The organism is Microbacterium thalassium, assembly GCF_014208045.1.
GTDB classification, from domain to species: Bacteria; Actinomycetota; Actinomycetes; order Actinomycetales; family Microbacteriaceae; genus Microbacterium; species Microbacterium thalassium.
This window is the reverse complement of record NZ_JACHML010000001.1, coordinates 1,870,098-1,893,454: the sequence shown is the minus strand read 5'-3', so window position 1 is coordinate 1,893,454 and position 23,357 is coordinate 1,870,098. Positions and strand designations below refer to the sequence as shown.

Below are 23,357 nucleotides of genomic sequence, written 5' to 3'. Positions count from 1 at the left end.
CTCCCCCGTTGCCTCACAGCGTCACAAACCGGCCTCGGAATACCCGCGCGCCTAGGCTGGTTGGCCGTCAGCAGACCCATCCGGAAAGGCCCGACATGACCGGCATCCACTCCGACATCACCTCCGCCTTCGGCAACACGCCGCTGGTGCGCCTGAACCGCATCGCGGAGGGCGTCGAGGGGAACATCCTCGCCAAGCTCGAGTTCTACAACCCCGCCTCCAGCGTCAAGGACCGCCTCGGCATCGCCATCGTCGACGCCGCCGAGGCCTCCGGCGCGCTGCAGCCCGGCGGCACGATCGTCGAGGCGACGAGCGGCAACACCGGCATCGCGCTGGCGATGGTCGGCGCCGCCCGCGGCTACAAGGTGATCCTCGCCATGCCGTCCTCGATGTCGATCGAGCGCCGTCTGCTGCTGAAGGCCTACGGGGCCGAGCTCGTGCTCACCGATCCCGCCGGCGGCATGAAGGGCGCCGTGGCCAAGGCCGAGGAGATCGTCGCCGAGACCCCCGGCGCAGTCCTGGCCCGCCAGTTCGAGAACGAGGCGAACCCCGCCATCCACCGCAAGACGACCGCCGAGGAGATCCTGCGGGACACGGACGGCAAGGTCGACTACTTCGTCGCCGGCATCGGCACCGGCGGCACCATCACGGGTGTCGGCCAGGTCCTGAAGGAGCGCGTCCCCGACGCCAAGGTCGTCGCCGTCGAGCCCGCCGACTCGCCGCTGCTGACCAAGGGCACGCCCGGACCGCACAAGATCCAGGGCATCGGCCCCAACTTCATCCCGGCGATCCTCGACCAGGGCGTGATCGACGAGGTCATCGACGTGGAGTTCGCCGACTCGATCGCGACGGCCCGTGAGGTCGCCACCACGGACGGCATCCTCGTCGGCATCTCGTCCGGCGCGGCCATCTGGGCGGCTCTCCAGGTCGCGGCGCGTCCCGAGGCCGCGGGCAAGAACATCGTCGTGATCATCCCGTCGTTCGGCGAGCGGTACCTCTCGACCCCGCTGTTCGAAGACCTGCGCGACAACTGACACCCGCGCGGCGGGGGCCGACTCCCCCGCCGCGCCACCCGAGAGAAAGGCCGACGTTGCCCGGAATCCACCCCGACATCACCACCGCATTCGGCGGAACGCCGCTCGTGCGGCTGAACGCCCTGACGCGCGGGCTCGAGGCGGAGGTGGTCGCCAAGCTGGAGTTCTTCAACCCGGGATCGAGCGTCAAGGACCGCCTCGGCGTCGCGCTGATCGACGCGGCCGAGGCCGCGGGCGAGCTGGGCCCCGGCGGCACGATCGTGGAGTCGACCAGCGGCAACACCGGCATCGCCCTCGCGCTGGTCGGCGCGGCACGCGGCTACCGGGTGATCCTCACGATGCCGGCGTCGATGTCGAAGGAGCGCCGGACGCTGCTGCGGGCGTACGGCGCCGAGCTGGTGCTCACCGACCCGTACAAGGGGATGACCGAGGCCGTCCGCACCGCGGAGCAGATCGCGGCCGAGACCGAGGGCGCCGTCCTCGCCCGCCAGTTCGAGCACGAGGCCAACGCGGCGATGCACCGCCGCACCACGGCGGAGGAGATCTGGACCGACACCGACGGGGAGATCGACTGGTTCGTCGCGGGCTCCGGCACCGGCGGCACCGTCACCGGTGTGGGTCAAGTGCTCAAGGAGCGCAAGCCGGACGTGAAGATCGTCGTGGTCGAGCCGAAGGACTCGCCGATGCTCAGCGAGGGCCGCGCGGGCGGGCACCGCATCCAGGGCATCGGCCCCAACTTCGTGCCCGACGTGCTCGACCGCTCCGTGATCGACGAGGTCGTCTCCGTCGAGTTCGACGACGCCATCCGCGTCGCGCGGTCGCTGGCCACGGACGAGGGCATCCTCGCGGGCATGTCCGCGGGCGCCGCGGTGTGGGCCGCCCTCGAGATCGCGAAGCGCCCCGAGGCCGCTGGGAAGCGTATCGTCGTAGTGATCCCCGACGCGGGTGAGCGCTATCTCAGCACGGCGCTGTACGCCCACCTGCGCGACACAGAGGAGAAGAGCGCATGAGCAGCAGCCTGCACCCCATCGAGAGGCTCCGCGAGGACCTGGCGACGGCGAAGCTGTGCGACCCCGCCGCGCGGTCCTCGCTCGAGATCGCACTGCTGTACCCCGGGCTGCACGCGATCTGGGGGCACCGCCTGTGGCATGCGCTGTGGGTCCGGGACTTCCGCTTCGTGGCCCGCGCCGGCTCGCAGATCACCCGCTGGCTGACGGGGATCGAGATCCACCCCGGCGCCACCATCGGACGGCGCTTCTTCATCGACCACGGCATGGGCGTCGTGGTCGGCGAGACCGCCGAGATCGGCGACGACGTCATGCTCTACCACGGCGTGACGCTCGGCGGCCGCACCCGCAACGGCGGCAAGCGTCACCCCACCATCGGCGACGGCGTCGCCGTGGGCGCCGGCGCCAAGGTCCTCGGCCCGGTCACGATCGGCGCCGGCTCCGCCGTCGGAGCGAACGCCGTCGTCACGCGCGACGCGCCCGCCGACAGCATCCTCGTCGGGATCCCGGCCAAGGCGCGCGCCCGGAGCGAGAACGTCGACAAGCGCAAGCTCCTGACGACGCCCGAGTACATGATCTGACGGGCCCCGCGCAGCCCGCGGGTCACTTGTCCTCGCGGCGCTCCTCGACCTTGTTCTTGACGAAGAGCATCGGCAGCAGCATCGTCGCAAGCGCCGTGATGAGCCACACGATCACCGGCCCGAGCAGCCACGCGAGCAGGTCGGTGATCTGAAGGCCCCCGATCGGCAGCAGCACGACGATCAGCAGGGCGATGAAGGTCGACACGATCCCGACGCCGCCCAGGAGCGCCGGCGCGTTCCTCTTCGCGAACTTCGCCGTCCACGGCGCCAGCACGCTCTGGAGGATCGCGAAGATCACGACCGCGAGGACGAAGCCCCACCAGTCCGACCAGACGATCGTGAACCCGTCGAGGAGCAGGTCGGCGACGATGAGCCCGAGGGCCGCCGACACCAGGAACACCAGGGTCCGGATGAGGAACATGATCATGGCGCCAGACTAGACCCGCCCTCGCCGGGCGGCCAGGACCCGCGCACGACACGCGGCGAGCGAGTTCGGGCCGCGCTCGCCGATGAGCCGCCGGGGGCCGTTTTCATGCGGGCCGCATGAGGCGGACACGCGCGATCGGGTGCATGATCGGGCCATGGCCCTCCACTCGATCGACGTCCTGGAACTCGAACGCCTCGCGATCGCCCCCGTGTACGCACGGCCGGGCATGCGCCACGGGATCCCGAAGGACGAGCTGCCCGCCGACGGCATGGACCCGCGGGTCGCCTACCGTCTGCTCCACGACGAGCTCATGCTCGACGGCAACGCACGCCAGAACCTCGCGACGTTCGTGACGACGTTCATGGAGGACGAGGCGACGGCGCTCGCCATGGAGTCCCTCGACAAGAACATGATCGACAAGGACGAATACCCCCAGACCGCGGCGATCGAGGGGCGCTGCGTCGGGATCATCTCCAAGCTGTGGCACGCGCCCGGCGACGCGAGCCCGACGGGGACGTCGACGACCGGCTCGAGCGAGGCCGTCATGCTGGCGGGGCTCGCGCTGAAGTGGCGCTGGCGTGAGCGGCGCCGCGCGGCGGGACTGCCGGCGGACCGCCCCAACCTCGTCATGGGGATGAACGTCCAGGTCGTGTGGGAGAAGTTCTGCCGCTACTGGGACGTCGAGCCCCGCTACGCCCCGCTCGAGGAGGGGCGCCTCCACCTGACGGCCGAGGAGGCGCTGAAGCTCTGCGACGAGAACACCATCGGCGTCGTCGCGATCCTCGGCTCCACGTTCGACGGGTCGTACGAGCCCGTCCTCGAGATCTCGCACGCCCTCGACGGGCTCGCGGCATCGGGCGGACCGGACATCCCCATGCACGTCGACGCCGCGTCGGGCGGCTTCGTGGCGCCCTTCATCGACACCGAGCTCGAGTGGGACTTCCGCGTGCCGCGGGTGCGCTCCATCAACGCCTCGGGCCACAAGTACGGCCTGGTCTATCCCGGGGTCGGCTGGGTGATCTGGCGCGCCGCCGAGGATCTGCCGGAGGACCTCGTCTTCCACGTCAACTACCTCGGCGGGGACATGCCGACGTTCGCGCTGAACTTCTCGCGACCGGGCTACCAGGTGATCGCGCAGTACTACAACTTCATCCGGCTCGGCTTCGAGGGATACCGCGAGATCCAGCAGGCGTGCCGGGACGCCGCGATGTACACGGCGTCGGAGATCGCGAAGATCGGACCCTACGAGCTGCTCTCGGACGGGTCGGAGCTGCCGGTGTTCTTCTTCCGGCTCAAGGCGGATGTGACCCGCTTCACGGTGTACGACGTGTCGGCGAAGATGCGCGAGCGCGGCTGGCAGGTGCCCGCGTACTCGCTGCCGGACGACCTGTCGGACGTGTCGGGGCTGCGCGTCGTGGTCCGCAACGGATTCGGCCGGGACCTGGCCGACCTGTTCCTGGCCGACCTCCGTCATGCGACGGAGTTCTTCCTCGGCCTGTCCGGCCCGATGCCGGACGACCCCGATCACACGGAGTCGTTCCGCCACTGAGGTGCGTCAGCCCTCGGCGCCGATGGCGGCGAGGCGCTCCTCCTCGTCGGCGGAGACGCACGACTGGATGATCGGCTCGAGCGCGCCGTCCATCACGTGGTCGAGGTTGTACGCCTTGTAGCCGGTGCGGTGATCGGCGATGCGGTTCTCGGGGAAGTTGTAGGTGCGGATGCGCTCGGAGCGGTCCATGCCGCGGATCTGAGACCTGCGGGCGTCGGCGGCCTGCGCGTCCAGCTCCTCCTGCTGCTTGGCGAGCAGCCGCGCACGCAGCACGCGCATGCCCGCCTCGCGGTTCTGCAGCTGCGACTTCTCGTTCTGCATCGACACGACGATCCCCGTCGGCACGTGCGTGATGCGCACCGCCGAGTCGGTGGTGTTCACCGACTGGCCGCCGGGGCCCGACGACCGGAAGACATCGATCTTCAGGTCGTTCGGGTCGATGTGGATCTCCTCCGGCTCGTCGACCTCGGGGAAGACGAGCACGCCCGTCGTCGACGTGTGGATGCGTCCCTGCGATTCGGTCGCGGGCACCCGCTGGACGCGGTGCACACCGCCCTCGTACTTCAGGTGGGCCCACACCCCCTGCGACGGATCGTTCGTGGATCCCTTGATCGCGACCTGGACGTCCTTGTAGCCGCCGAGGTCGGATTCGTTGCGCTCGAGCAGCTCGGTCTTCCACCCCTTCGAGGCGGCGTACTGGAGATACATCCGCAGCAGATCGGCGGCGAACAGCGCCGACTCGGCGCCGCCCTCGCCCTGCTTGATCTCCATGATCACGTCGCGGGCGTCGTCGGGATCGCGCGGGATCAGCAGGCGCCGCAGCCGCTCCTGCGTCTCTGCGAGCCGCTGCTCCAGCGACGGCACCTCCTCGGCGAACGCGTCGTCCTCACGGGCGAGTTCGCGTGCGGCGGTCAGATCGTCGGACGCCGCCAGCCAATCCTCATGGGCCTTCACGATGCGCGACAGCTCGGCATAGCGCCGGTTGACGCGCTTGGCCAGCGCCGCGTCGGCGTGCACCGCGGGGTCGGACAGCTGCTGCTCGACCGCGCGGTGCTCGTCGATCAGGCCCCTGACGGACTCGAACACGTAGCTCGCCGCCGGTCAGCGGATGCTGTTGTCGTGCGCGTGGCTGTGCCCGCCGCCGTGGCCGTCGCGAGCGGGAGCCGGGATCGACTTCTGCATCTGCACGAGGAACTCGACGTTGGACTGCGTCTCCTTGAGCTTGCCCAGCACGACCTCGAGGGCCTGCTGCGGGTCGAGCCCGGCCAGCGCACGGCGCAGCTTCCAGGTGATCTTGACCTCGTCGTTCGACAGCAGCATCTCCTCGCGGCGCGTGCTCGACGCGTTGACGTCGACGGCCGGGAAGATGCGCTTGTCGGCGAGCTGGCGCGACAGGCGCAGTTCGCTGTTGCCGGTGCCCTTGAACTCCTCGAAGATGACGTCGTCCATCTTGGACCCGGTCTCGACGAGCGCGGTGGCGAGAATCGTGAGCGATCCGCCGTTCTCGATGTTGCGCGCCGCGCCGAAGAATCGCTTCGGCGGGTACAGCGCCGACGCGTCGACACCGCCCGACAGCACGCGGCCGCTCGTCGGCGCCGACACGTTGTAGGCGCGGCCGAGGCGCGTGATCGAGTCGAGCAGCACGACCACGTCGCGGCCGAGCTCCACGAGACGCTTGGCGCGCTCGATGGCGAGCTCGGCGACCGTGGTGTGGTCCTCGGCGGGACGGTCGAAGGTCGAGGCGATGACCTCACCCTTGACGGTGCGCTCCATGTCGGTGACCTCTTCGGGGCGCTCGTCGACGAGCACGACCATGAGGTGGACCTCGGGGTTGTTGTGCGCGATCGCGTTCGCGATCTGCTGCAGCACGATCGTCTTGCCGGCCTTCGGCGGCGCGACGATCAGACCGCGCTGACCCTTGCCGATCGGGGCGACGAGGTCGATGATGCGCTGGGTCAGCTTCTCGGGCGCGGTCTCCAGGCGCAGGCGCTCCTGCGGGTACAGCGGCGTGAGCTTGCCGAACTCGACGCGGGTGGCGGCGTCGTCGACCGACAGGCCGTTGATCGCGTCCACCTTGACGAGGGCGTTGTATTTCTGGCGGCTCGACTGCTCGCCCTCGCGGGGCTGCTTGATCGCGCCGACGACGGCGTCGCCCTTGCGCAGGTTGTACTTCTTGACCTGGCCGAGCGACACGTAGACGTCGCTCTGGCCGGGCAGGTACCCGGTCGTGCGCACGAACGCGTAGTTGTCGAGGACGTCGAGGATGCCGGCGATCGGGATCAGGACGTCGTCCTCGCCGATCTCGGTCTCGAACTCGTCCGCCGTCTGCCCCTGGCCCCGGCGCTTGTTGCGGTTGCGGTTGCGGTTGCCGCCCTGGCCCGACTCGTCCTCGTCGGCGCCGGACTGGCCGCCGCCGTTCTGCGAGCCCTGCTGCGACGCGTTCTGGCCCGACTGGCCGCCGCCGGAGCTGTTCTGGCTGCGGTTGCGGTTCCGGCTGCGGCTGCGGCTGCGGCTGCGACCGGACGAGCCCTGCTCGCCCTCGCCGCCGGCGTTCTCGCCGTCCGTGGCCTTGTCCGACGTGTCGGCGTCGCCCGTCTTCTCGGTCTTGTCCGTCTGGTCGGCCTTCTCGGCCTTCTCGGTCTCGTCCGCCTTCGCCGTCTTGTCCGACGTGTCCGTCTTCTCGGCGGCATCGGTCTTCTCGGCGGCGCCGTCCTGAGCGGACGCGTCGGCGGCGGACGTCTCGGTCGCGGCGGCGGACTCCTTGTCCGCTGCCGGAGCGGCGTCGGCGCTCTTGGCGCGGCGGGGTGCGCGCTTGCGCGGAGCGCGGGCCGGCTTCTCCTCGGCGGCGGGCTGCTCGGCGGCAGGCTGCTCGGCCGGGGCCTCGGGCGCGGCCTGCTCGGCGGACGCCTCGGCGGGCTCCTCGCTCGGCGCCGGCTCGGCAGCGGCCTCAGCGGGCTGCGCGTCGGTCGGCTGCGCCTCGGCGGCCTCCGGCTCGACGACCTCGGCCGCCGGAGCGTCCTCGGCGACCTGCTCGGCGGCAGGCTGCTCGACGTGCTCGCCCTCGGCCTGCTCGGGCGCGTCGGTGCGCTCGTCGGTCTGGGCGTTGTGGATCTCGGAGATGGACTCCACGAGTTCTCCCTTGTGAAAAACGATCGGATATGCAGAACCGCACAGGCGCTGATGGCAGTCGCCTACCGGCCCTTCTGCCGGTTCAGGAGCTGTTCGGCGGCTCGAAGACCGCCCGGATGCTCGGAATCCCACAGCAGAAAGAGGCTGTGCGGTGGTTTCGCAGATTTGCGACGGAGGCCAGATTCACGGGTTAGGTGGAACCCTCCGCGTACTCCCTCACTGTACCACCCTTGACATCGACGGCGAGCATGAGGGCCTCCCACGCGCCGTCGACCGTCTTCTCGGCCAGCGCCGCCGCCTCGAGGCGACGGCCGGGTCCGTCGGCGAGGACGAGCACGCTCGGCCCCGCCCCCGACACGACGGCGGCGAACCCCGCCGCGCGCAGGGCACGCACCAGCGTGTCGGTCCCGGGCATCGCCTGCGCGCGATAGCTCTGATGCAGCTTGTCCTCGGTCGCCGCCAGCAGCAGCTCGGGGCTCTGCGTCAGCGCCGCGATCAGCAGAGCCGACCGCGACACGTTGAACACGGCATCCTCGCGCGACACCTGCAGCGGCGAGAGACTCCGCGCGACGCTCGTCGACATCGTCGACTCGGGCACGAACACCACCGGCGACACGCCGCGGTGCACGATGAGCTGCTTGTGCTGCGGCCCGCCCTCGTCCATCCACGCGATCGTCAGCCCGCCGAACAGCGCGGGCGCCACGTTGTCGGGGTGACCCTCGAGCTCGGTCGCGAGCCGCAGCAGCGTCTCGGGGCCGAGTTCGACGTCGCCTTCGAGCAGTCCCTTCGCGGCGAGCAGCCCCGACACCACCGCGGCGCCGGACGAGCCCAGACCCCGCCCGTGCGGGATGACGTTGTGCGCCTGAAGCCGGAGTCCCGGCATCGGGCGCCCCACCGACTCGAACGCGTAGGCGATCGAGCGCACGACCAGGTTGGAGGCGTCGCGCGGCACGTCCCCCATGCCCTCGCCGACGACGTCGATCTCGAGCTCCCCCTGAGGCAGCGCCGTGACCGTCAGCTCGTCGTACACGCTCAGCGCGAGTCCGAGCGTGTCGAACCCGGGACCGAGGTTCGCGCTCGTCGCCGGCACGCGCACCACGACGGCGCGGCCGGCTTCGGGCGCGGGGGCTGCGGTCACGCCGAGGCCTCCACCGGTGCGAGCTCCAGCACCGCCGCGACCTCGGACGTGGTGGCGTCGACGACGGTCGGCTCGACCTGCGAGCCGTCGGCGTTGCGCAGCGCCCACTGCGGGTCCTTGAGGCCGTGCCCGGTCACGGTGAGCACGACGCGGGCGCCGGCGGGGATGACGCCCGCTTCGGCGCGATCGAGCAGACCGGCGACGCTGATGGCGGATGCCGGCTCGACGAAGACGCCGACCGAGGCTGCGAGCAGCTTCTGCGCGGCGAGGATGCGGTCGTCGTCGATGGCGCCGAAGTAGCCGTCGGTGGCGGCGCGCGCCTCGAGCGCGAGATCCCACGACGCCGGATTGCCGATGCGGATGGCGCTGGCCACCGTCTCGGGGTTCTTCACGACCTCGCCGCGCACCAGCGGCGCCGAGCCCTCGGCCTGGAAGCCGAACATGCGCGGCACGCGCGTGGACACGCCGCGGTCGGCCTCTTCGCGGTAGCCACGCGAGTACGCCGTGTAGTTGCCGGCGTTGCCCACCGGGATGAAGTGGAAGTCCGGAGCGTCGCCGAGGACCTCGACGATCTCGTAGGCCGCGGTCTTCTGGCCCTCGATGCGGTCGGGGTTGACCGAGTTGACCAGGTGCACCGGATACTCGTCGGCCAGCTCGCGGGCGATCTCGAGGCAGTCGTCGAAGTTGCCGCGGATCTGGATGAGCCGGCCGTTGTGCGCGACCGCCTGGCTGAGCTTGCCCATCGCGATCTTGCCCTCGGGCACGAGGACGGCCGCGGTGATCCCGGCGTGCGCGGCATACGCCGCCGCGGACGCGGACGTGTTGCCGGTCGACGCGCAGATGACCGCCTTCGCGCCGTGCTCGACCGCGCGCGAGAGCGCGACGGTCATGCCGCGGTCCTTGAACGAGCCGGTGGGGTTCATGCCCTCGAACTTCACCCAGACATCCGCACCGGTCATGCTCGACAGGGCGGGCGCCGGCAGCAGCGGAGTGCCGCCCTCGCCGAGGGTCACGACCGTGGAGGCGTCGGTGACGCCCAGCCGGTCGGCGTACTCGCGGAGGACTCCGCGCCAGACGTGTGCCATTTCTCAGTCTCCTTCCACGCGCAGGACCGACACGACGCGATCGACGACGCCGCTCGCCGCGAGCTTGTCGACGGTGTCGCTGAGGTCCTGCTCCTGGGCCTTGTGGGTGCCGATGACGACGCGAGCGGTCTCGGCGTCCTCCCCGACGACGGTCTGCTCGACGGTCGCGATCGAGACGCGTCCGTCGCTGAGGATGCCGGCGACGGTGGCCAGCACGCCCGGCTCGTCGTCGACCTCGAGGGTGATCTGGTAGCGCGTGGTGACCTGGCCGATCTCGACCACCGGCAGGTTCGCGCGCGTCGACTCGCCGACGCCGACGCCGCCGGCGATGTGACGGCGGGCGGCCGAGACGACATCGCCGAGCACGGCGGATGCGGTCTGCACTCCCCCGGCGCCGGCGCCGTAGAACATGAGGTTGCCCGCGGCCTCGGCCTGCACGAACACGGCGTTGTTCGCGCCGTGCACGCTCGCCAGCGGATGCTCGCGATCGACCAGCGCCGGGTACACGCGCACCGAGATCGACTCGGCCGGGGTGCCCTCGGCATCCGTCGTCGCCAGGCGCTCGCACACCGCAAGGAGCTTGATGACGTAGCCGGCATTGCGCGCCGCGTCCATCATGCCCTTGTCGATGGCGGTGATGCCCTCGCGGTGCACGGCATCCAGCGGCACCGAGGTGTGGAAGGCCAGGCTCGCGAGGATCGCGGCCTTCTGCGCCGCGTCGTAGCCCTCGACGTCTGCCGTCGGGTCGGCCTCGGCGTAGCCGAGCGCCTGCGCGTCGGCGAGGACCTCGGCGAACTCGGCCCCCTCTTTGTCCATGCGGTCGAGGATGTAGTTCGTCGTGCCGTTGACGATGCCCATGATGCGCTGCACGCGGTCGCCGGCGAGCGAATCGCGCAGCGGGCGGATGATCGGGATGGCGCCGGCGGCGGCGGCCTCGTAGTAGACCTGTGCACCGACCTGGTCGGCCGCCTCGAAGATCTCGGGGCCGTGGGTGGCCAGCAGCGCCTTGTTGGCGGTGACGACGTCGGCGCCGGAGTTGATCGCCTGCAGCAGGTACGTGCGCGCCGGCTCGATGCCGCCCATCAGCTCGATGACGATGTCGGCGCTGACGATGAGCGTCTCGGCATCCGTCGTGAACAGCTCGTGCGGCAGCTCCACGTCGCGCTTCGCATCGAGGTCGCGCACCGCGATCCCCACGAGCTCCAGCGTCGCGCCGGCGCGGTCGGCGAGCTCGTCGGCGTGCTGGCGCAGGAGCGAGGCGACCTGCGAGCCGACGGCCCCGGCGCCCAGCAGGGCGACCCTCAGGCGGCGGTAGTCGGTCATGCGTTCCCTTCCGTCGGGGCGGTGACGCCCGCGTCGCGCGCGAGCAGATCGTCGATGGTCTCGCCGCGCACGATGACGCGGCTCGCCCCCGCGCGCACGGCGACGACGGCGGGGCGCGGGAGGAAGTTGTAGTTGTTCGCCAGCGAGAAGCAGTACGCGCCGGTCGCCGGCACCGCGAGCAGGTCGCCGGGCGCCACATCGCCGGGCAGGTACTCGGCGTCGACGACGATGTCGCCGGACTCGCAGTGCTTGCCCACGACGCGCACGAGCGCGGCGGCGGCGTCGCTGCGCCGCGAGGCGATGCGCGCGGAGTAGTCCGCGCCGTACAGCGCCGGTCGGGCGTTGTCGCTCATGCCGCCGTCGACGCTCACGTACAGCCGCGTCGCGTCGCCGTCCAGGCGCACCGGCTTGGTGGTCCCGACCTCGTACAGGGTCACGCCCGCGGGCCCGACGATGGTGCGTCCCGGCTCGAACGCGAGGTTCGGCATCCGGATGCCGCGCGCCTCGCACTCCTGCGCGACCGCGCCGGCGATGCCCACGGCGAGCTCCTCGATCGGGGTGGGGTCGTCGGCCGAGGTGTAGGCGATGCCGAAGCCGCCGCCGAGGTTCAGGACCGGGATCTCGCCGCCGGCGAGGAGCTGGGCATGCAGCTCGACCACGCGCGCCGCGGACTCGCGGAAGCCCGCGGTGCCGAAGATCTGCGACCCGATGTGGCAGTGCAGCCCGACGAAGGACAGACCGGGCAGCTCGCGGATGCGCGCCACGGCGGCCGGCGCGTCCTCGAGGGAGAAGCCGAACTTCTGGTCCTCGTGGGCCGTTGCGAGGAAGTCGTGGGTCTCGGCGTGCACGCCGCTGTTGACCCGCAGCAGCACCGGCTGGGTCGCCCCGGTGCGGGCGACGATGGCCGCCAGCCGCTCGAGCTCGACGAGGGAGTCGATCACGATCGAGCCCACACCCGCCGCGACCGCGCGCTCGAGCTCGGCGACGCTCTTGTTGTTGCCGTGGAAGCCCAGGCGCGAGGGATCGGCGCCCGCGGCGAGGGCGACGGCCATCTCGCCGCCGCTGGCGACATCGACCGCGAGCCCCTCTTCGGTGACCCAGCGGACGACCTCGGTGCTCAGGAACGCCTTGCCCGCGTAGTACACGCGCGCCTGCACGCCGTGCAGGGCGGCCGCCGCGCGGAACGCGTCGAGGGTGCGGCGCGCGCGGGCGCGGACCTCGGCCTCGTCGAGGACGTACAGCGGCGTGCCGTAGCGCTCGCGCAGCTCGGTCGCGGTCACGCCGCCGAGGACGAGCGCCCCGTCGCCGTCGCGGGCGGCATCGGCCGGCCACACACCGTCGGCGAGCGCGTTGGCGTCGTCGGGCTCACTCAGCCACGCCGGGGCCGGGGTGGGGTGCTGCGGGGCGGCGGACACGGGTGAAGCCAATCGGTGAGGGTTGGTGTCGCCATCGGGACGGCGCCGGACGGCTCTTGCCGCGGCCGGGTGACTCACGCGCCGGGCAGTGGTTGAAGTCTATGTCACCGCGAGGGGGGTGCCCGTGCTGTGTGTCACGCGGTGTCGCCGCACCCGGTCAGAGGCTCAGCCGCACGTCCCGTTCTCGAGCAGAGCCGGATCCGACGCGATGCGACCGTCGAGCTCGAAGGCCGCGACGAAGTCCTCGCCCTCGACCGCCGCGGCGACCAGCGTCACGCCCGCCGGCATGTACTGCGCGACGCACACGGGCCAGTCGCGAGCGATCGTGTCCACGACGCCGCCGAACTGGTCGCGCAGCTGATCGGCCGACACGGCGATGCCGCCGACCTCGAGCGCCGTCGGCGTCAGCACGAGGTCGCCGTCGGCCGCGGACGGGGTCAGCGCCACGCCGAGCGGCAGCGTCGTCAGGCCGAAGACATCGAGCTCGGTCGACATCGTCACGTCGGGGGCGTCGAGGGCGAGGCTGTCGGCGGGGAAGCCGTCGACGGTCGACAGCAGAGCGCGCAGCTGCTGCTCGTCCATGCGGATCTCGGCGCCGCCGCCGGCCATGTCTCCGCCGCGGACGCTCACGCCGTAGGCGAGCACCGACACGTCTCCCGTGAAGGCGTCGAAGGTGACGTCCTCGGACGAGATGGACACCTCGCCGAGGGTGCCGAGGATCAGCTGGGGCAGGACCGGCCCGGCGATCTCGACGTCGACCGGCTGATCCGAGGGAAGGCCGAGCTCGGTGACGACCCGGTCGCGGATGCCGCCCTGCACGATGCTCCGGGCGATCGGCTCGGCGATGAACGCCGCGACGACGATGATCAGCGCAGCGCCGCCCAGCACCAGCCACGGCCAGATCCGCCGGCGCTTCTGGGGCTTCGGAGGCGTCGGGGTCGCGAGCACCCACTGCGCCGAGGGATCCGGCAGCGGTGCGGTGCGATGGACGCCGCGCTCGCCGAGCGGAACCGTGGGATTGTCGTCCTCGCCCGCCACCGGCTACATCCGCTCCGGAGCGCTGACGCCGAGTAGGTCCAGTCCGTTGCGCAGCACCTGACCCGTGGCGTCGTTGAGCCACAGGCGCGTGCGGTGCACGGCTTCGACGGGGGCATCGCCCAGCGGGATCACCCGGCAGTTGTCGTACCACTTGTGGTACAGCCCCGCGAGCTCTTCGAGGTAGCGAGCGACGCGGTGGGGCTCGCGCACCTCGGCGGCGAACGCGACCGTGCGCGGGAACTCCTGGAGCGCGCCCAGCAGGGCCGACTCGGTCTCGTGGTCGAGCAGCTCGGGGGCGAACTCCGAGCGGTCGACGCCGGACTCGGCGGCGTTGCGGCCGACGTTGTGGGTGCGGGCGTGCGCGTACTGCACGTAGAAGACGGGGTTGTCGTTGGTGCGACGCTGCAGGATCTCGGGGTCGAGGGTCAGCGGCGAGTCCGCGGGGTACCGCGCGAGTGAGTAGCGCAGCGGGTCGGTGCCGAGCCAGTCACGCAGGTCGTCGAGCTCGATGATGTTGCCCGCGCGCTTGGACAGCCGCGCGCCGTTGACCGACACGAGCTGGCCGATGAGCACCTCGATGTCCTTGTCGGGGTCGTCGCCTGCGGCGCCGGCGAGCGCCTTGAGGCGGTGGACGTAGCCGTGGTGGTCGGCGCCGAGGAGGTAGATCTTGTGCGCGAAGCCGCGGTCGCCCTTGTTCAGGTAGTAGGCGGCATCCGCGGCGAAGTAGGTGTACTCGCCGTTCGAGCGGCGGATGACGCGGTCCTTGTCGTCGCCGAAGTCGGTGGTGCGCACCCACACGGCGTCATCCTCGTCGAACACGTGCCCCTGCTCGCGCAGGCGGTCCACGGCCTCGTCGACGAGGCTGGGCTCGCCCTTCGAGCCCTTCGCGTGCAGGACCCGCTCGCTGAAGAACACGTCGAAATGCACGTTGAACTTCTCCAGGGACACCTGCAGGTCGCCCAGCTGGAATTCGTACGCGCGGTCCCGCGCGACGACGAGCTGCTCGTCCTCGGGCAGCGACAGCAGGTCGGGAACGGCCCCGAGGACCCGCTGCGCGAGGACGTCGATGTAGGAGCCCGGGTAGCCGTCCTCGGGGATCGGCTCGCCCTGGGCGCGCGCGAGCACCGAGCGGCCGAACCGGTCCATCTGGGCGCCGGCGTCGTTGACGTAGAACTCGCGCACGAGGGTCGCGCCGCTGGCCAGCAACAGGCGGGCCAGCGAGTCGCCGAGCGCCGCCCAGCGCGTGTGGCCGATGTGCATCGGCCCCGTGGGGTTGGCGCTGACGAACTCGAGGTTGATCGTGTTGCCGCGCTGCGAGTCGTTCGTGCCGAACGCGGCGCCGGCGTCGACGATCGTCTTCGCGAGGGCGCCGGCCGCGGCGGCGTCGAGCCGGATGTTGATGAAGCCGGGGCCGGCGACCTCGACGCTCGCGATGCCCTCGACGGCGGTGAGACCGGCCGCGATGTCGGCGGCGAACTCGCGCGGGTTCGCGCCGACCTTCTTCGCGAGCTTCAGCGCGGCGTTGGACGCCCAGTCGCCGTGGTCGCGGTTCTTCGGGCGCTCGAGCGGCAGGTCGGCGGCCGTCAGGCCCTCGGCCGCGCCGGGGCGTCGCGCCTCGGCGAGCGGGGCGATGACGTCGAGCAGAGCGGCGGAGAGGGCATCAGGATTCATAACCCGTCGATTCTAGTTGGCGCCCGCCGGGATTCCGCCTCCCGTCAGGCGATCTGGACCAGCTCCGTGTAGTCGTCGCCGGCCGGGTCGGAGGCCGCGTCGCGCTCGATCGCGGCGAGCGGATCGGCATCCGACCCGTCGACGTCCTCGGCCTCGGGCATGACCCACGCGTCCACCAGCATCCGCTGCAGACTGACGGCGCCGCCGTGGTAGCTGAGGAACGCGCAGTCGGCGGCGTCGCGCCCCGTCGCGATCCGCACGAGCGAGTGGCGGTTGGACAAACGCGTCGCATCGATGACGTACCAGGCGCCGTCGTGGTAGGCCTCGGCGACGGCGTGGAAGTCCATCGGCTCCAGGCCCGGTGCGTAGCAGGCGGCGTAGCGCGCGGGCATGTCCATCGCGCGCAGCAGCGCGATGACGACGTGCGCGTAGTCGCGGCAGACGCCCTGACCGGTCATGAGGGTCGTCACGGCGCTGTCGGTGCCGTGGCTGAGGCCGGGCGTGTAGGTCGTGCTCGTGGCGACGAAGTCCGACACGGCGCCGATCAGCTCATGGCCCTCCAGCCCCTTGAACTGGCGTCGCGCCTGCTGGAAGACCTCGTCCGACTGGCAGTAGCGGCTCGGACGCAGGTACGAGATCGCCTCGAGGTCGCTCGTGCGGGGGTGCGGCGTGCGGCCGTCGACCGTCGCCTCGTAGCGGATCTCGAGGCGGCCGGTCTCGGCCTGCAGGCGGTGCAGGCGGCTGCCGGACTGGTCGATGATCTCGGTCGGCGTGTACACGCGATCGCCCTGCGTGAACGTGAACTGCTCATCGAGGACGGGTACCTGCTGGGCGGCCGCGACCTGGCAGATGAGATCGACGGGGGCCGCGACCTGGAGGTCGAGTTCGGCGGTCACGACACGTTGCACCGAGCCATCCTCGCACGCACCGCGGACCCCGGAGCGCGGTCTGTGGAGATCCCCGCGGAACGCGTCCTCCGGGGCCGGCGGATGCCTGCCGGTCGGCGCTGAGGAGCGGCCACGGGGTGGTAACCTCGATCGGTGCGCCTCCGTAGCTCAGGGGATAGAGCGTTGGTTTCCGGTACCAAAGGCCGCAGGTTCGATTCCTGTCGGGGGCACTGAGAGAATCCCAGGTTCGCCTGGGATTCTTTGTGTTTCTGCGGTGAGTCCCGGCGTGTGCCTCGGTCCCGGGGGAGAATGGCTGCATGGGATTGTTCACGCAGCGCCCCGAAGAGCCGACCGAGTGGGCCGGGCTGCCGGGCGAGCCGCTGCGACCGGCGAGTGCCGCCGAGCGGCTCGATGACGCCGCGCCCGTCGACCTCGGGCTGATGCCGGACGCGAGCGGAGCCGTCGAGTCCATCGCGATCCCCGTGGCACTCCCCGAACCCGCCGGCGACGACGACGAGTCGGCTCCCGGCTAGATCCCCCGGCTGTAGCGCAGCAACACGACGTCACCGGGCAGCGACTCGGCGCCCGCGAAGCGCACGTGGGGGCGGAACCCTTCGGCGAACATCGGCATGCCGCCGCCGAGCACGACCGGCTGGACGTACAGGCGGTACTCGTCGATGAGCCCCGCCCGTCCGAGCGTCGCGGCCAGATCGGGACCGGCGACTTCGATGTCGCCCGCGATCTTGTCGACCATCGTCCCGATCGTCGCGACGACATCCTCCCGCACGACGGTGACGCCGGGACCGGCATCCGTCACCGTCCTCGAGACCACCACCTTGGGCGTCCGCTGCCACAGGTCGGCGAACTCCGCCGCCACCTCGTCGCGGTCTGGGTCGCCACCCGCCCAGTACCGCATGATCTCCCACATTCGCCGGCCGTAGACCAGCAGCGACGTGCTGCGGAGCTCGTCGTTGAAGTGCTGATGCAGTGCCGGTCCGGGCGGCGGGAGCACCAGCTCGCCCTCCTCACTCGCGACGTAGCCGTCGAGCGATTGGAGCATGCCGTACCGCACGTGGCCCATGGATCCATCGTGCCTCAGGCGGCGCAGACGCAACAGGCGGTCCCCTGCCTGGGCGGAGCCGCGGCGCGCGGATGTCAACCCCCTGGTCCATTCGCGCCGATGTGCCTACCGTGCCGACATGGATGAGAAGTCGACCGAACAGACCGACCCCGGACCGTACGAGCCGACCACGACGCACGCCGCATGGGGCGCCGGGAGCCCGCGACTGCGCATCACGAGCGAGACGGAGCGATTCGTCCACGACCTCACGGTCGACGCCACCAGACTCGGCTCCGCCGCGGGAAACGAGGTGGTGCTCGACGGCGCCGACCCCCTGCACGCGACCATCGAGCACGACGAGCGCGATGAGTTCGTGCTGACGCTCCACGGCGAAGGCGAGCTGAGCGCGAACCCGCGCGCCGCGGCGACGCACGAGGGCGATCGCTCCGCGACCCTGCGCACCGGAGCCCGGTTCACGGCCGGCCCGTGGACGATCGTGTACATGCGCGACGAGTTCGCCGACCACGGCAGACCGTACGGCGGACGCCAGGGCGGCGAAGGCGAGCATCAGCGCCCGCAGCCCGAGCGACCCGACTACGTCGCAGACGGCGATCGTCGTTCTTCGCCGGGGGCCACGGGCTGAGGTCCGCTGCGGAGTCCCGGCGGCGCCGGCCCTAGACGGAGCCGCGCGGTCGCAGCCGCTCGGTGTCCGCGACGATGCCCAGCTCCCCCGCGGCCCGCGAGATCGCCGCGGCGAGTTCGGCGTCCTTGCGCGTGAGCCCGCCGGCGGAGTGCGTGACGGTCCGCACCGTCACGCCGCGGTAGCGCAGGTCGACGTCGGGGTGGTGGTCGGCGGCATCCGCGAGTTCTGCGATCCGCGCGACGAGGGCCGCCCCCGACGCGAAGTCGCGCGAGTCGAAGTACGCGGCGGCCATGGCGTCCAGCACGTGCCACCCGTCGGTGCCGGGCACGGCGGTGAAGTCGGCCTCGCTGATGAGATCCATGCGGTCCCCCTCGCTCCGTCGCCACTGTAGGACGCCCGCGAGCGCGTCACCAGGGCCCGACCGCTCAGACCAGGAAGAGTCCGTCGAGCGCGCCCGGGTTGTGCGCGTGGACCAGCACCAGGAACACCACCGCGTCGAAGAGCAGGTGCACCGTGACGACGTACGCCAGCGACCGGGTGCGGCCGAAGATGTAGCCCTGCAGCAGCGCGAACGGGATCGTCAGCACCGGTCCCCACGCCTGATAGCCGAGCTCCCACAGGAACGACACGAACACGATCGTCTGCAGGATGTTCGCCTGCCACATCGGGAAGTGCCGCAGCAGCAGCGCGAAGACGGTGCAGATGAAGAACAGCTCATCCCAGATGCCGACCGCGCCGACGCCCACGAACAGTCGCGCGATGAGGTCCGGTGTGTCCACGACCGGCCAGTTCTGATACACGCCCGACGTGATGAAGTAGAACGGCAGGATCAGCCACCCCAGCAGCAGCACGGTCGCCAGCCACGTCCACTGGAACGCCGTCCAGGACCCGCCCCCGCGCCACGGGAACCGGATCGCGCGGTCGCGGTACAGCCAGCGCGACATGACGTACGGCACCACCACCGCTCCCCCGAGTGCCAGGGCGAACCGCAGGATCGCGAGGTTGTCGAGTTCCGCCTTCAGCGGGATGGCGCTCACGACGAGGAGACCGGCGGCGATGAGCGAGAGGTCGCGCACGAGATCGGGCGTGCGGGCAGGCGCCGCCTCGGGCGCCTCGTCGGCGAGGGCCGCCGCCGTCACTGCGCGCTCGGCGCGCAGCCGAGGGCGCAGCAGCCACGCGAGCGCGAGCCCGAGCGCCAGCAGGAGCCACCCCAGCCAGGGGATCCGGACGACGAAGAACGCCGGGGCCGCGGCGCACGCCAGGAGCGCCGGAACGAGGCCGGCCGACCAGGTCGTCAGGGCCGTGGCGGGTGCGGTCGAGGGCATGTCAGTCCGTCAGAGGGTGTCGGTCATGCGCCGACGCGCCGGTACGTGAGATCACGGATGTCGCGGCCGACGCGCTGGCCCTTGCGCTCGAACGCGGTGAGCACGCGCCCGTCGAAGCGCGGCGCCCACTCCCCCTCGAACGCGCGCTCGAAGGCATCCGCCGCGTCCATGACCTCGCGCATCTGGAGCGCGTAGTCCTCCCAGTCGGTGGCGAGCCGCAGCAGCCCGCCGGGCTTGAGCGCCGCCGCCGCGATGGGCGGGAACTCGGGGGCGACGAGTCGCCGCTTGGTGTGCTTCTTCTTGTGCCACGGGTCCGGGAAGAACACCCACACCTCATCCGCGGATGCCGGCGGCAGCAGATGCTGCAGCACCTCGGGGGCGTTGGCCTCGACGAGCCGCAGGTTGGTCGCGCCCGCCTTGTCGGCATCCAGCATCGTGCGCGCCAGCCCCGCGCGGAACACCTCGATCGCGAGGAAGTCGGTGTCGGGGGTCGTCGTGGCGGCGTGCACGATCGCGTGCCCCTGGCCCGAGCCGATCTCGACGACGAGCGGCGCCTCGCGCCCCCACACGGCCGCGGGGTCGATCTGCGTGCCCGGCAGGATGCTGGTCGAAGCGGCGTCGCGCTGCACCTCGATCACGAAGCGCGGCGACAGCTCGCTCCACGCGCGCTCCTGCGCCTCGGACATCCGCCCGCTGCGGCGGACGAACGACACCGGTCGATCGCGGAAGCGGCGGGGCGTCTCGGGGGCGTCGGTCACCGCTCCAGGGTACCCAGCGCCCGGCTCGGCCCCGGCGCGCCCGTGGCTGCCGAGACCCGGGCTTCCTGCCGAGACCCGCGCTTCCTGCCGAGACCCGGGATGCCTGCCGAGACCCGCGTCTCCGATGACCGGTCTCGCTGAGGAATCCGGGTCTCGCTGAGAAACCCGAGTCGCGACGAGCGACGGGCCAGCGGGCCGCGCCGCGGGGGTCAGTCGACGGTGACGAAGTCGATGAGCTCCTCGACACGGCCGAGGAACGCCGGCTCGAGGTCGCGGTAGCTCGACACGCGCCCGAGGATCCGCTGCCACGCCCGCGCGATGTCGGCCTGGTCGCGCGCGGGCCAGCCGAGCGCGCGGCACACGCCGACCTTGTACTCGATGCCCCGCGGGATCTCGGGCCAGCGGGCGATGCCCATCGCCCGCGGCGTGACGCACTGCCATACGTCCACCCACGGGTGCCCCACGATCCGCACGTGGGCGCCGTGCGGGCCCCGCTCGATGCCGGCCGCGACGCGCGACTCCTTCGATCCCGGCACGAGATGGTCCACGAGCACGCCGTAGCGGCGCTGCGCCGACGGCGGCTCGTCGTTCAGCGCGGCCTCCAGCAGGTCGATGCCCTGCAGGTACTCGACGACGACGCCTTCGGCGCGCAGGTCGTCGCCCCACACCTTCTCGACGAGTTCGGCGTCGTGGCGCCCCTCGACGAAGATGCGGCTCGCGCGCGCCACGCGCGCCCGCCCATCCGGGGCGGCGAAGGATCCGGATGCCGTCCGCGCCGGCCCTGCCTGTGCGAGCCGCTTCTCCGGGGGCGTCAGGACGACATCGCGGCCGTCGACGAGGAAGCCGGGGCCGAGGGGGAACAGCCTTCGCCGCCCCGTGCGGTCCTCGAGTTCGACCAGGCCCGAGGCGACGCCGACCACGGCGCCGCAGTAGCCGTCGTCGGCCACCTCGACGACGAGATCGTCAGATGCCGGCACGCGCGGCACCTCCTTGGCCATGCGGTCGCGCCAGCCGCTCGAGAGCACGTCGGTGCCGTAGCGATCGTCCATGTGGTTCCTCCGGGTGCGAAAGAGTACCCCGCCGGCCGGCGGGCACGACGAAGACCCGCCGCACCTACCGCGTCGCGGCCGGGCCTGAATAGACTCGCGGAGGGGCGGTGCGCTCCGAGAAGGGGGACTCGATGCGAAGGCGCTGGGCGGCGGCCCTCACGTCGGCGGTGATCGCGGCGCTCGCGTTCGCGGGAACGGGGACGGCGGTCGCGACCGACCCGGTGCAGCTCGGTGCGGGTTACGTGATCGACGACGTCGGCGCGCTCTCGTCGGGCGACGCCGCGAGCGTGCAGTCCCGTCTCGAGGAGCTGTACACCGACACCGGCGCGGACCTGTACGTCGCCTTCGTCGACGCCTTCACCAACCCCGACGACAGCGAGTCGTGGGCCAACGCCGTCGCGGACCAGAACGGCCTCGGGCCCTCGCAGTATCTGCTGGCGATCGCCACGGAGTCCCGCCAGTACTACCTGTCGGCCGACAGCGCGGGTCCTCTCACGCAGGACCAGATCGCGCAGATCGAGGCGGACATCGTGCCGCAGCTGCGCGACGGCGACTACGCCGGCGCCGTGATCACGGCCGCCGACACGATGCAGAGCGAGCTCGTCGGCACGGCGGGCAGCGACGGAACGGGCGGCGGCGGGTTCGGCTTCGGCACCGTCCTGCTCATCGTCATCGTCGCGGGCGCCATCGCGGTCATCGTGTGGCTCGTCATCCGCTCGCGGCGCAGGAAGCGCCAGGTGGTCGCCGCCGGCGGCACGACCCCGCTCGCCCAGCTCAGCACCGACGATCTCCGACGGCAGGCGGCATCCGCCCTCATCGAGACCGACGACGCGATCAAGACCAGCGAGCAGGAGCTCGGATTCGCGCGCGCCCAGTTCGGGGACACCGCGACCGGGAGCTTCGTCGAGGCTCTGTCCGCCGCCCGCGGCGAACTGAACGAGGCCTTCGCGCTTCAGCAGAAGCTCGACGACTCGGTGCCCGACACCGAAGAGCAGATCCGCGCGTGGAACGCGCGCATCATCGAACTGTGCGGCCAGGCGAACGACCGCCTCGACGAGCGCGCCGCCGAGTTCGACCAGCTGCGCAAGCTCGAGCAGGACGCGCCCGAGGCGCTCGCCCGCCTGCAGGCAGAGCGGGAGAAGACGGCGGCCGCACTCCCGCCCGCGGCCGCCGAGCTCGCGACCCTCCAGTCCGCGTACGCACCCGCGGCGCTCGCGACGGTGGCCGACAATCCGGCGCAGGCCGACGCGCGGCTCGAGTTCGCCGACGAGCAGCTCGCCGAGGCGCAGCAGGCGATCGCGAGCGGCGACGGCGGTGAAGCGGCGATCAGCATCCGCGCCGCCGAAGAGGCCCTCGGGCAGGCCGCCCTCCTGGCGTCGGCGATCGGCAAGCTCGGCTCCGATCTCGGCGCCGAGGAGAAGAACGCCGCAGCCCTCGTCGCCGACATCGAGCAGGACATCGCCGCGGCCGGGGCGCTCCCCGACGCCGACGGGCGGGTGGCCGCAGCCGTCACCGCCGCCCGCCAGCAGGTCGACGGTGCCCGCACGCGGCTGACCGGCGCCAAGGATCCGCTCGCAGCGCTCGAAGGCCTGGAGTCGGCGAACGACCAGATCGACGCCGTCATCGCCCGCGCGCGCGACGCACAGGCGCAGGCGCAGCGCGCCCAGCAGATGCTCACCCAGGTGATGACCCAGGCGCAGGCGCGCGTGTCGTCGGCCGAGGACTACATCACCGCCCGCCGAGGTGCGGTCGGCGCCCAGGCCCGCACGCGCCTCGCGGAGGCCGGCGCGTGCCTCGTGCGCGCCCAGCAGCTGCAGGCCACCGACCCGCAGCAGGCCCTCGCCCAGGCCCAGCGCGCCGACCAGCTCGCCGCACAGGCCATCCAGTCCGCCCAGACCGACGTCTCGGGCTTCGGCGGCGCGGGGATGGGCGCCGTGCCCGGCGCGCGACCCGGCGGAGGCGGCGGCGGCATGCTCGGCGCTGTCCTCGGCGGCATCGTCATCAACTCGGTGCTCAGCGGCGGCGGGCGTTCCTCCTCGAGCCGCGGCGGCGGCTTCGGCGGATTCTCCGGCGCCGCCATGGGCGGCGGGCGCAGTCGCTCGCGCGTGAGCCCCGGCTCGTTCGGCGGGGGCGGCACCCGTGCCCGCCGCGGCGGAGGACGCTTCTGATCCGCGGCGCACCGCTCCCGCTTCTCGTGCTCGACTCGTGAAAGACCGCTCTTCAAGGAAAGGAAAACCG

The 23,357-nt window shown here is 71.7% G+C and carries 22 protein-coding genes and 1 tRNA gene; 8 read left to right on the top strand and 15 right to left on the bottom strand.

All coding sequences use genetic code 11. The features are described from left to right. Positions 1-95 precede the first annotated feature (95 nt). From cysK (HD594_RS08645) to epsC, 3 genes are read left to right on the top strand one after another with little or no spacing between them, the layout of a single operon-like run. Positions 96-1,034 (top strand): cysteine synthase A, encoded by a 939-nt coding sequence (gene cysK / locus HD594_RS08645; RefSeq protein ID WP_184750574.1) that lies wholly within the window; start codon positions 96-98, stop codon positions 1,032-1,034. 56 nt (positions 1,035-1,090) lie between these two features. Beyond that, complete coding sequence (gene cysK, locus HD594_RS08640; protein ID WP_184750573.1) at positions 1,091-2,044, top strand: cysteine synthase A; 954 nt, start codon at positions 1,091-1,093, stop codon at positions 2,042-2,044. Then, a complete protein-coding gene (epsC, locus tag HD594_RS08635; RefSeq protein ID WP_184750572.1) occupies positions 2,041-2,622 on the top strand; it encodes a serine O-acetyltransferase EpsC in 582 nt (193 codons plus the stop codon). The genes cysK (HD594_RS08640) and epsC overlap by 4 nt, the downstream gene beginning before the upstream one ends. 22 nt (positions 2,623-2,644) lie before the next feature. Here epsC and HD594_RS08630 read toward each other — a convergent pair whose 3' ends face one another. Beyond that, the gene (locus HD594_RS08630) at positions 2,645-3,049 is read right to left on the bottom strand and encodes a hypothetical protein (RefSeq protein ID WP_184750571.1); all 405 of its coding nucleotides are present in this window, start codon (positions 3,047-3,049) and stop codon (positions 2,645-2,647) included. A gap of 154 nt (positions 3,050-3,203) precedes the next feature. On the opposite strand from HD594_RS08630, the gene gad reads away from it, so the two are divergent. Beyond that, the gene (gene gad / locus HD594_RS08625; RefSeq protein WP_184750570.1) at positions 3,204-4,598 is read left to right on the top strand and encodes a glutamate decarboxylase; all 1,395 of its coding nucleotides are present in this window, start codon (positions 3,204-3,206) and stop codon (positions 4,596-4,598) included. 6 nt (positions 4,599-4,604) lie between these two features. Here the strand turns inward: gad and prfA are convergent, their stop codons facing one another. From prfA to HD594_RS08580, 9 genes are all read right to left on the bottom strand, one after another. Next, positions 4,605-5,684, bottom strand: a complete 1,080-nt coding sequence (prfA, locus tag HD594_RS08620) for a peptide chain release factor 1 (protein WP_184750569.1) — start codon at positions 5,682-5,684, stop codon at positions 4,605-4,607. 15 nt (positions 5,685-5,699) lie between these two features. Further along, positions 5,700-7,727, bottom strand: a complete 2,028-nt coding sequence (gene rho, locus HD594_RS08615) for a transcription termination factor Rho (RefSeq protein ID WP_184750568.1) — start codon at positions 7,725-7,727, stop codon at positions 5,700-5,702. 190 nt (positions 7,728-7,917) lie between these two features. After that, the gene (thrB, locus tag HD594_RS08610; RefSeq protein ID WP_184750566.1) at positions 7,918-8,865 is read right to left on the bottom strand and encodes a homoserine kinase; all 948 of its coding nucleotides are present in this window, start codon (positions 8,863-8,865) and stop codon (positions 7,918-7,920) included. Continuing rightward, positions 8,862-9,950 (bottom strand): threonine synthase, encoded by a 1,089-nt coding sequence (gene thrC, locus HD594_RS08605; protein ID WP_184750564.1) that lies wholly within the window; start codon positions 9,948-9,950, stop codon positions 8,862-8,864. The genes thrB and thrC overlap by 4 nt, the downstream gene beginning before the upstream one ends. 3 nt (positions 9,951-9,953) lie before the next feature. Further along, the gene (locus tag HD594_RS08600) at positions 9,954-11,273 is read right to left on the bottom strand and encodes a homoserine dehydrogenase (RefSeq protein ID WP_184750562.1); all 1,320 of its coding nucleotides are present in this window, start codon (positions 11,271-11,273) and stop codon (positions 9,954-9,956) included. Beyond that, positions 11,270-12,688 (bottom strand): diaminopimelate decarboxylase, encoded by a 1,419-nt coding sequence (lysA, locus tag HD594_RS08595; RefSeq protein ID WP_271171268.1) that lies wholly within the window; start codon positions 12,686-12,688, stop codon positions 11,270-11,272. The genes HD594_RS08600 and lysA overlap by 4 nt, the downstream gene beginning before the upstream one ends. Positions 12,689-12,853: 165 nt before the next feature. Next, complete coding sequence (locus HD594_RS08590) at positions 12,854-13,726, bottom strand: LmeA family phospholipid-binding protein (RefSeq protein WP_184750558.1); 873 nt, start codon at positions 13,724-13,726, stop codon at positions 12,854-12,856. Positions 13,727-13,729: 3 nt separating this feature from the next. Next, on the bottom strand, positions 13,730-15,397 hold the full coding sequence (locus HD594_RS08585; RefSeq protein ID WP_184750555.1) for an arginine--tRNA ligase: 1,668 nt from the start codon (positions 15,395-15,397) through the stop codon (positions 13,730-13,732). Between the two features lie 44 nt (positions 15,398-15,441). After that, positions 15,442-16,305, bottom strand: coding sequence for a transglutaminase-like domain-containing protein (locus HD594_RS08580; protein ID WP_184750554.1), 864 nt, complete (start codon positions 16,303-16,305; stop codon positions 15,442-15,444). A gap of 136 nt (positions 16,306-16,441) precedes the next feature. Here HD594_RS08580 and HD594_RS08575 point away from each other — a divergent pair. Both HD594_RS08575 and HD594_RS08570 read left to right on the top strand, forming a co-directional pair. Next, positions 16,442-16,514: transfer RNA gene (locus HD594_RS08575), tRNA-Arg, on the top strand. 87 nt (positions 16,515-16,601) lie between these two features. After that, positions 16,602-16,817, top strand: a complete 216-nt coding sequence (locus HD594_RS08570; protein WP_184750552.1) for a hypothetical protein — start codon at positions 16,602-16,604, stop codon at positions 16,815-16,817. Here HD594_RS08570 and HD594_RS08565 read toward each other — a convergent pair. Next, entirely contained in the window at positions 16,814-17,365 is a 552-nt protein-coding gene (locus HD594_RS08565) for a dihydrofolate reductase family protein (RefSeq protein ID WP_184750550.1), read from the bottom strand. The two genes, HD594_RS08570 and HD594_RS08565, sit on opposite strands and share 4 nt — an antisense overlap. Before the next feature lie 118 nt (positions 17,366-17,483). Here HD594_RS08565 and HD594_RS08560 point away from each other — a divergent pair, with 118 nt between their 5' ends. Then, complete coding sequence (locus HD594_RS08560; RefSeq protein WP_184750548.1) at positions 17,484-17,987, top strand: FHA domain-containing protein; 504 nt, start codon at positions 17,484-17,486, stop codon at positions 17,985-17,987. Positions 17,988-18,018: 31 nt separating this feature from the next. Here HD594_RS08560 and HD594_RS08555 read toward each other — a convergent pair whose 3' ends face one another. The 4 genes from HD594_RS08555 to HD594_RS08540 form a co-directional block, all read right to left on the bottom strand. After that, positions 18,019-18,348 carry a 4a-hydroxytetrahydrobiopterin dehydratase gene (locus HD594_RS08555; RefSeq protein WP_184750547.1) on the bottom strand — a complete coding sequence of 110 codons (330 nt, stop codon included), beginning with the start codon at positions 18,346-18,348 and terminating at the stop codon, positions 18,019-18,021. Between the two features lie 64 nt (positions 18,349-18,412). Continuing rightward, positions 18,413-19,312 carry a CPBP family intramembrane glutamic endopeptidase gene (locus HD594_RS08550; RefSeq protein WP_184750545.1) on the bottom strand — a complete coding sequence of 300 codons (900 nt, stop codon included), beginning with the start codon at positions 19,310-19,312 and terminating at the stop codon, positions 18,413-18,415. Between the two features lie 23 nt (positions 19,313-19,335). Beyond that, a complete protein-coding gene (trmB, locus tag HD594_RS08545) occupies positions 19,336-19,998 on the bottom strand; it encodes a tRNA (guanosine(46)-N7)-methyltransferase TrmB (RefSeq protein ID WP_221446836.1) in 663 nt (220 codons plus the stop codon). A 281-nt stretch (positions 19,999-20,279) separates the two neighbouring features. Continuing rightward, complete coding sequence (locus HD594_RS08540; RefSeq protein ID WP_184750541.1) at positions 20,280-21,119, bottom strand: DUF3097 domain-containing protein; 840 nt, start codon at positions 21,117-21,119, stop codon at positions 20,280-20,282. Positions 21,120-21,250: 131 nt separating this feature from the next. Here HD594_RS08540 and HD594_RS08535 point away from each other — a divergent pair, with 131 nt between their 5' ends. After that, positions 21,251-23,287, top strand: coding sequence for a TPM domain-containing protein (locus HD594_RS08535; RefSeq protein ID WP_184750540.1), 2,037 nt, complete (start codon positions 21,251-21,253; stop codon positions 23,285-23,287). Positions 23,288-23,357: the final 70 nt, after the last annotated feature.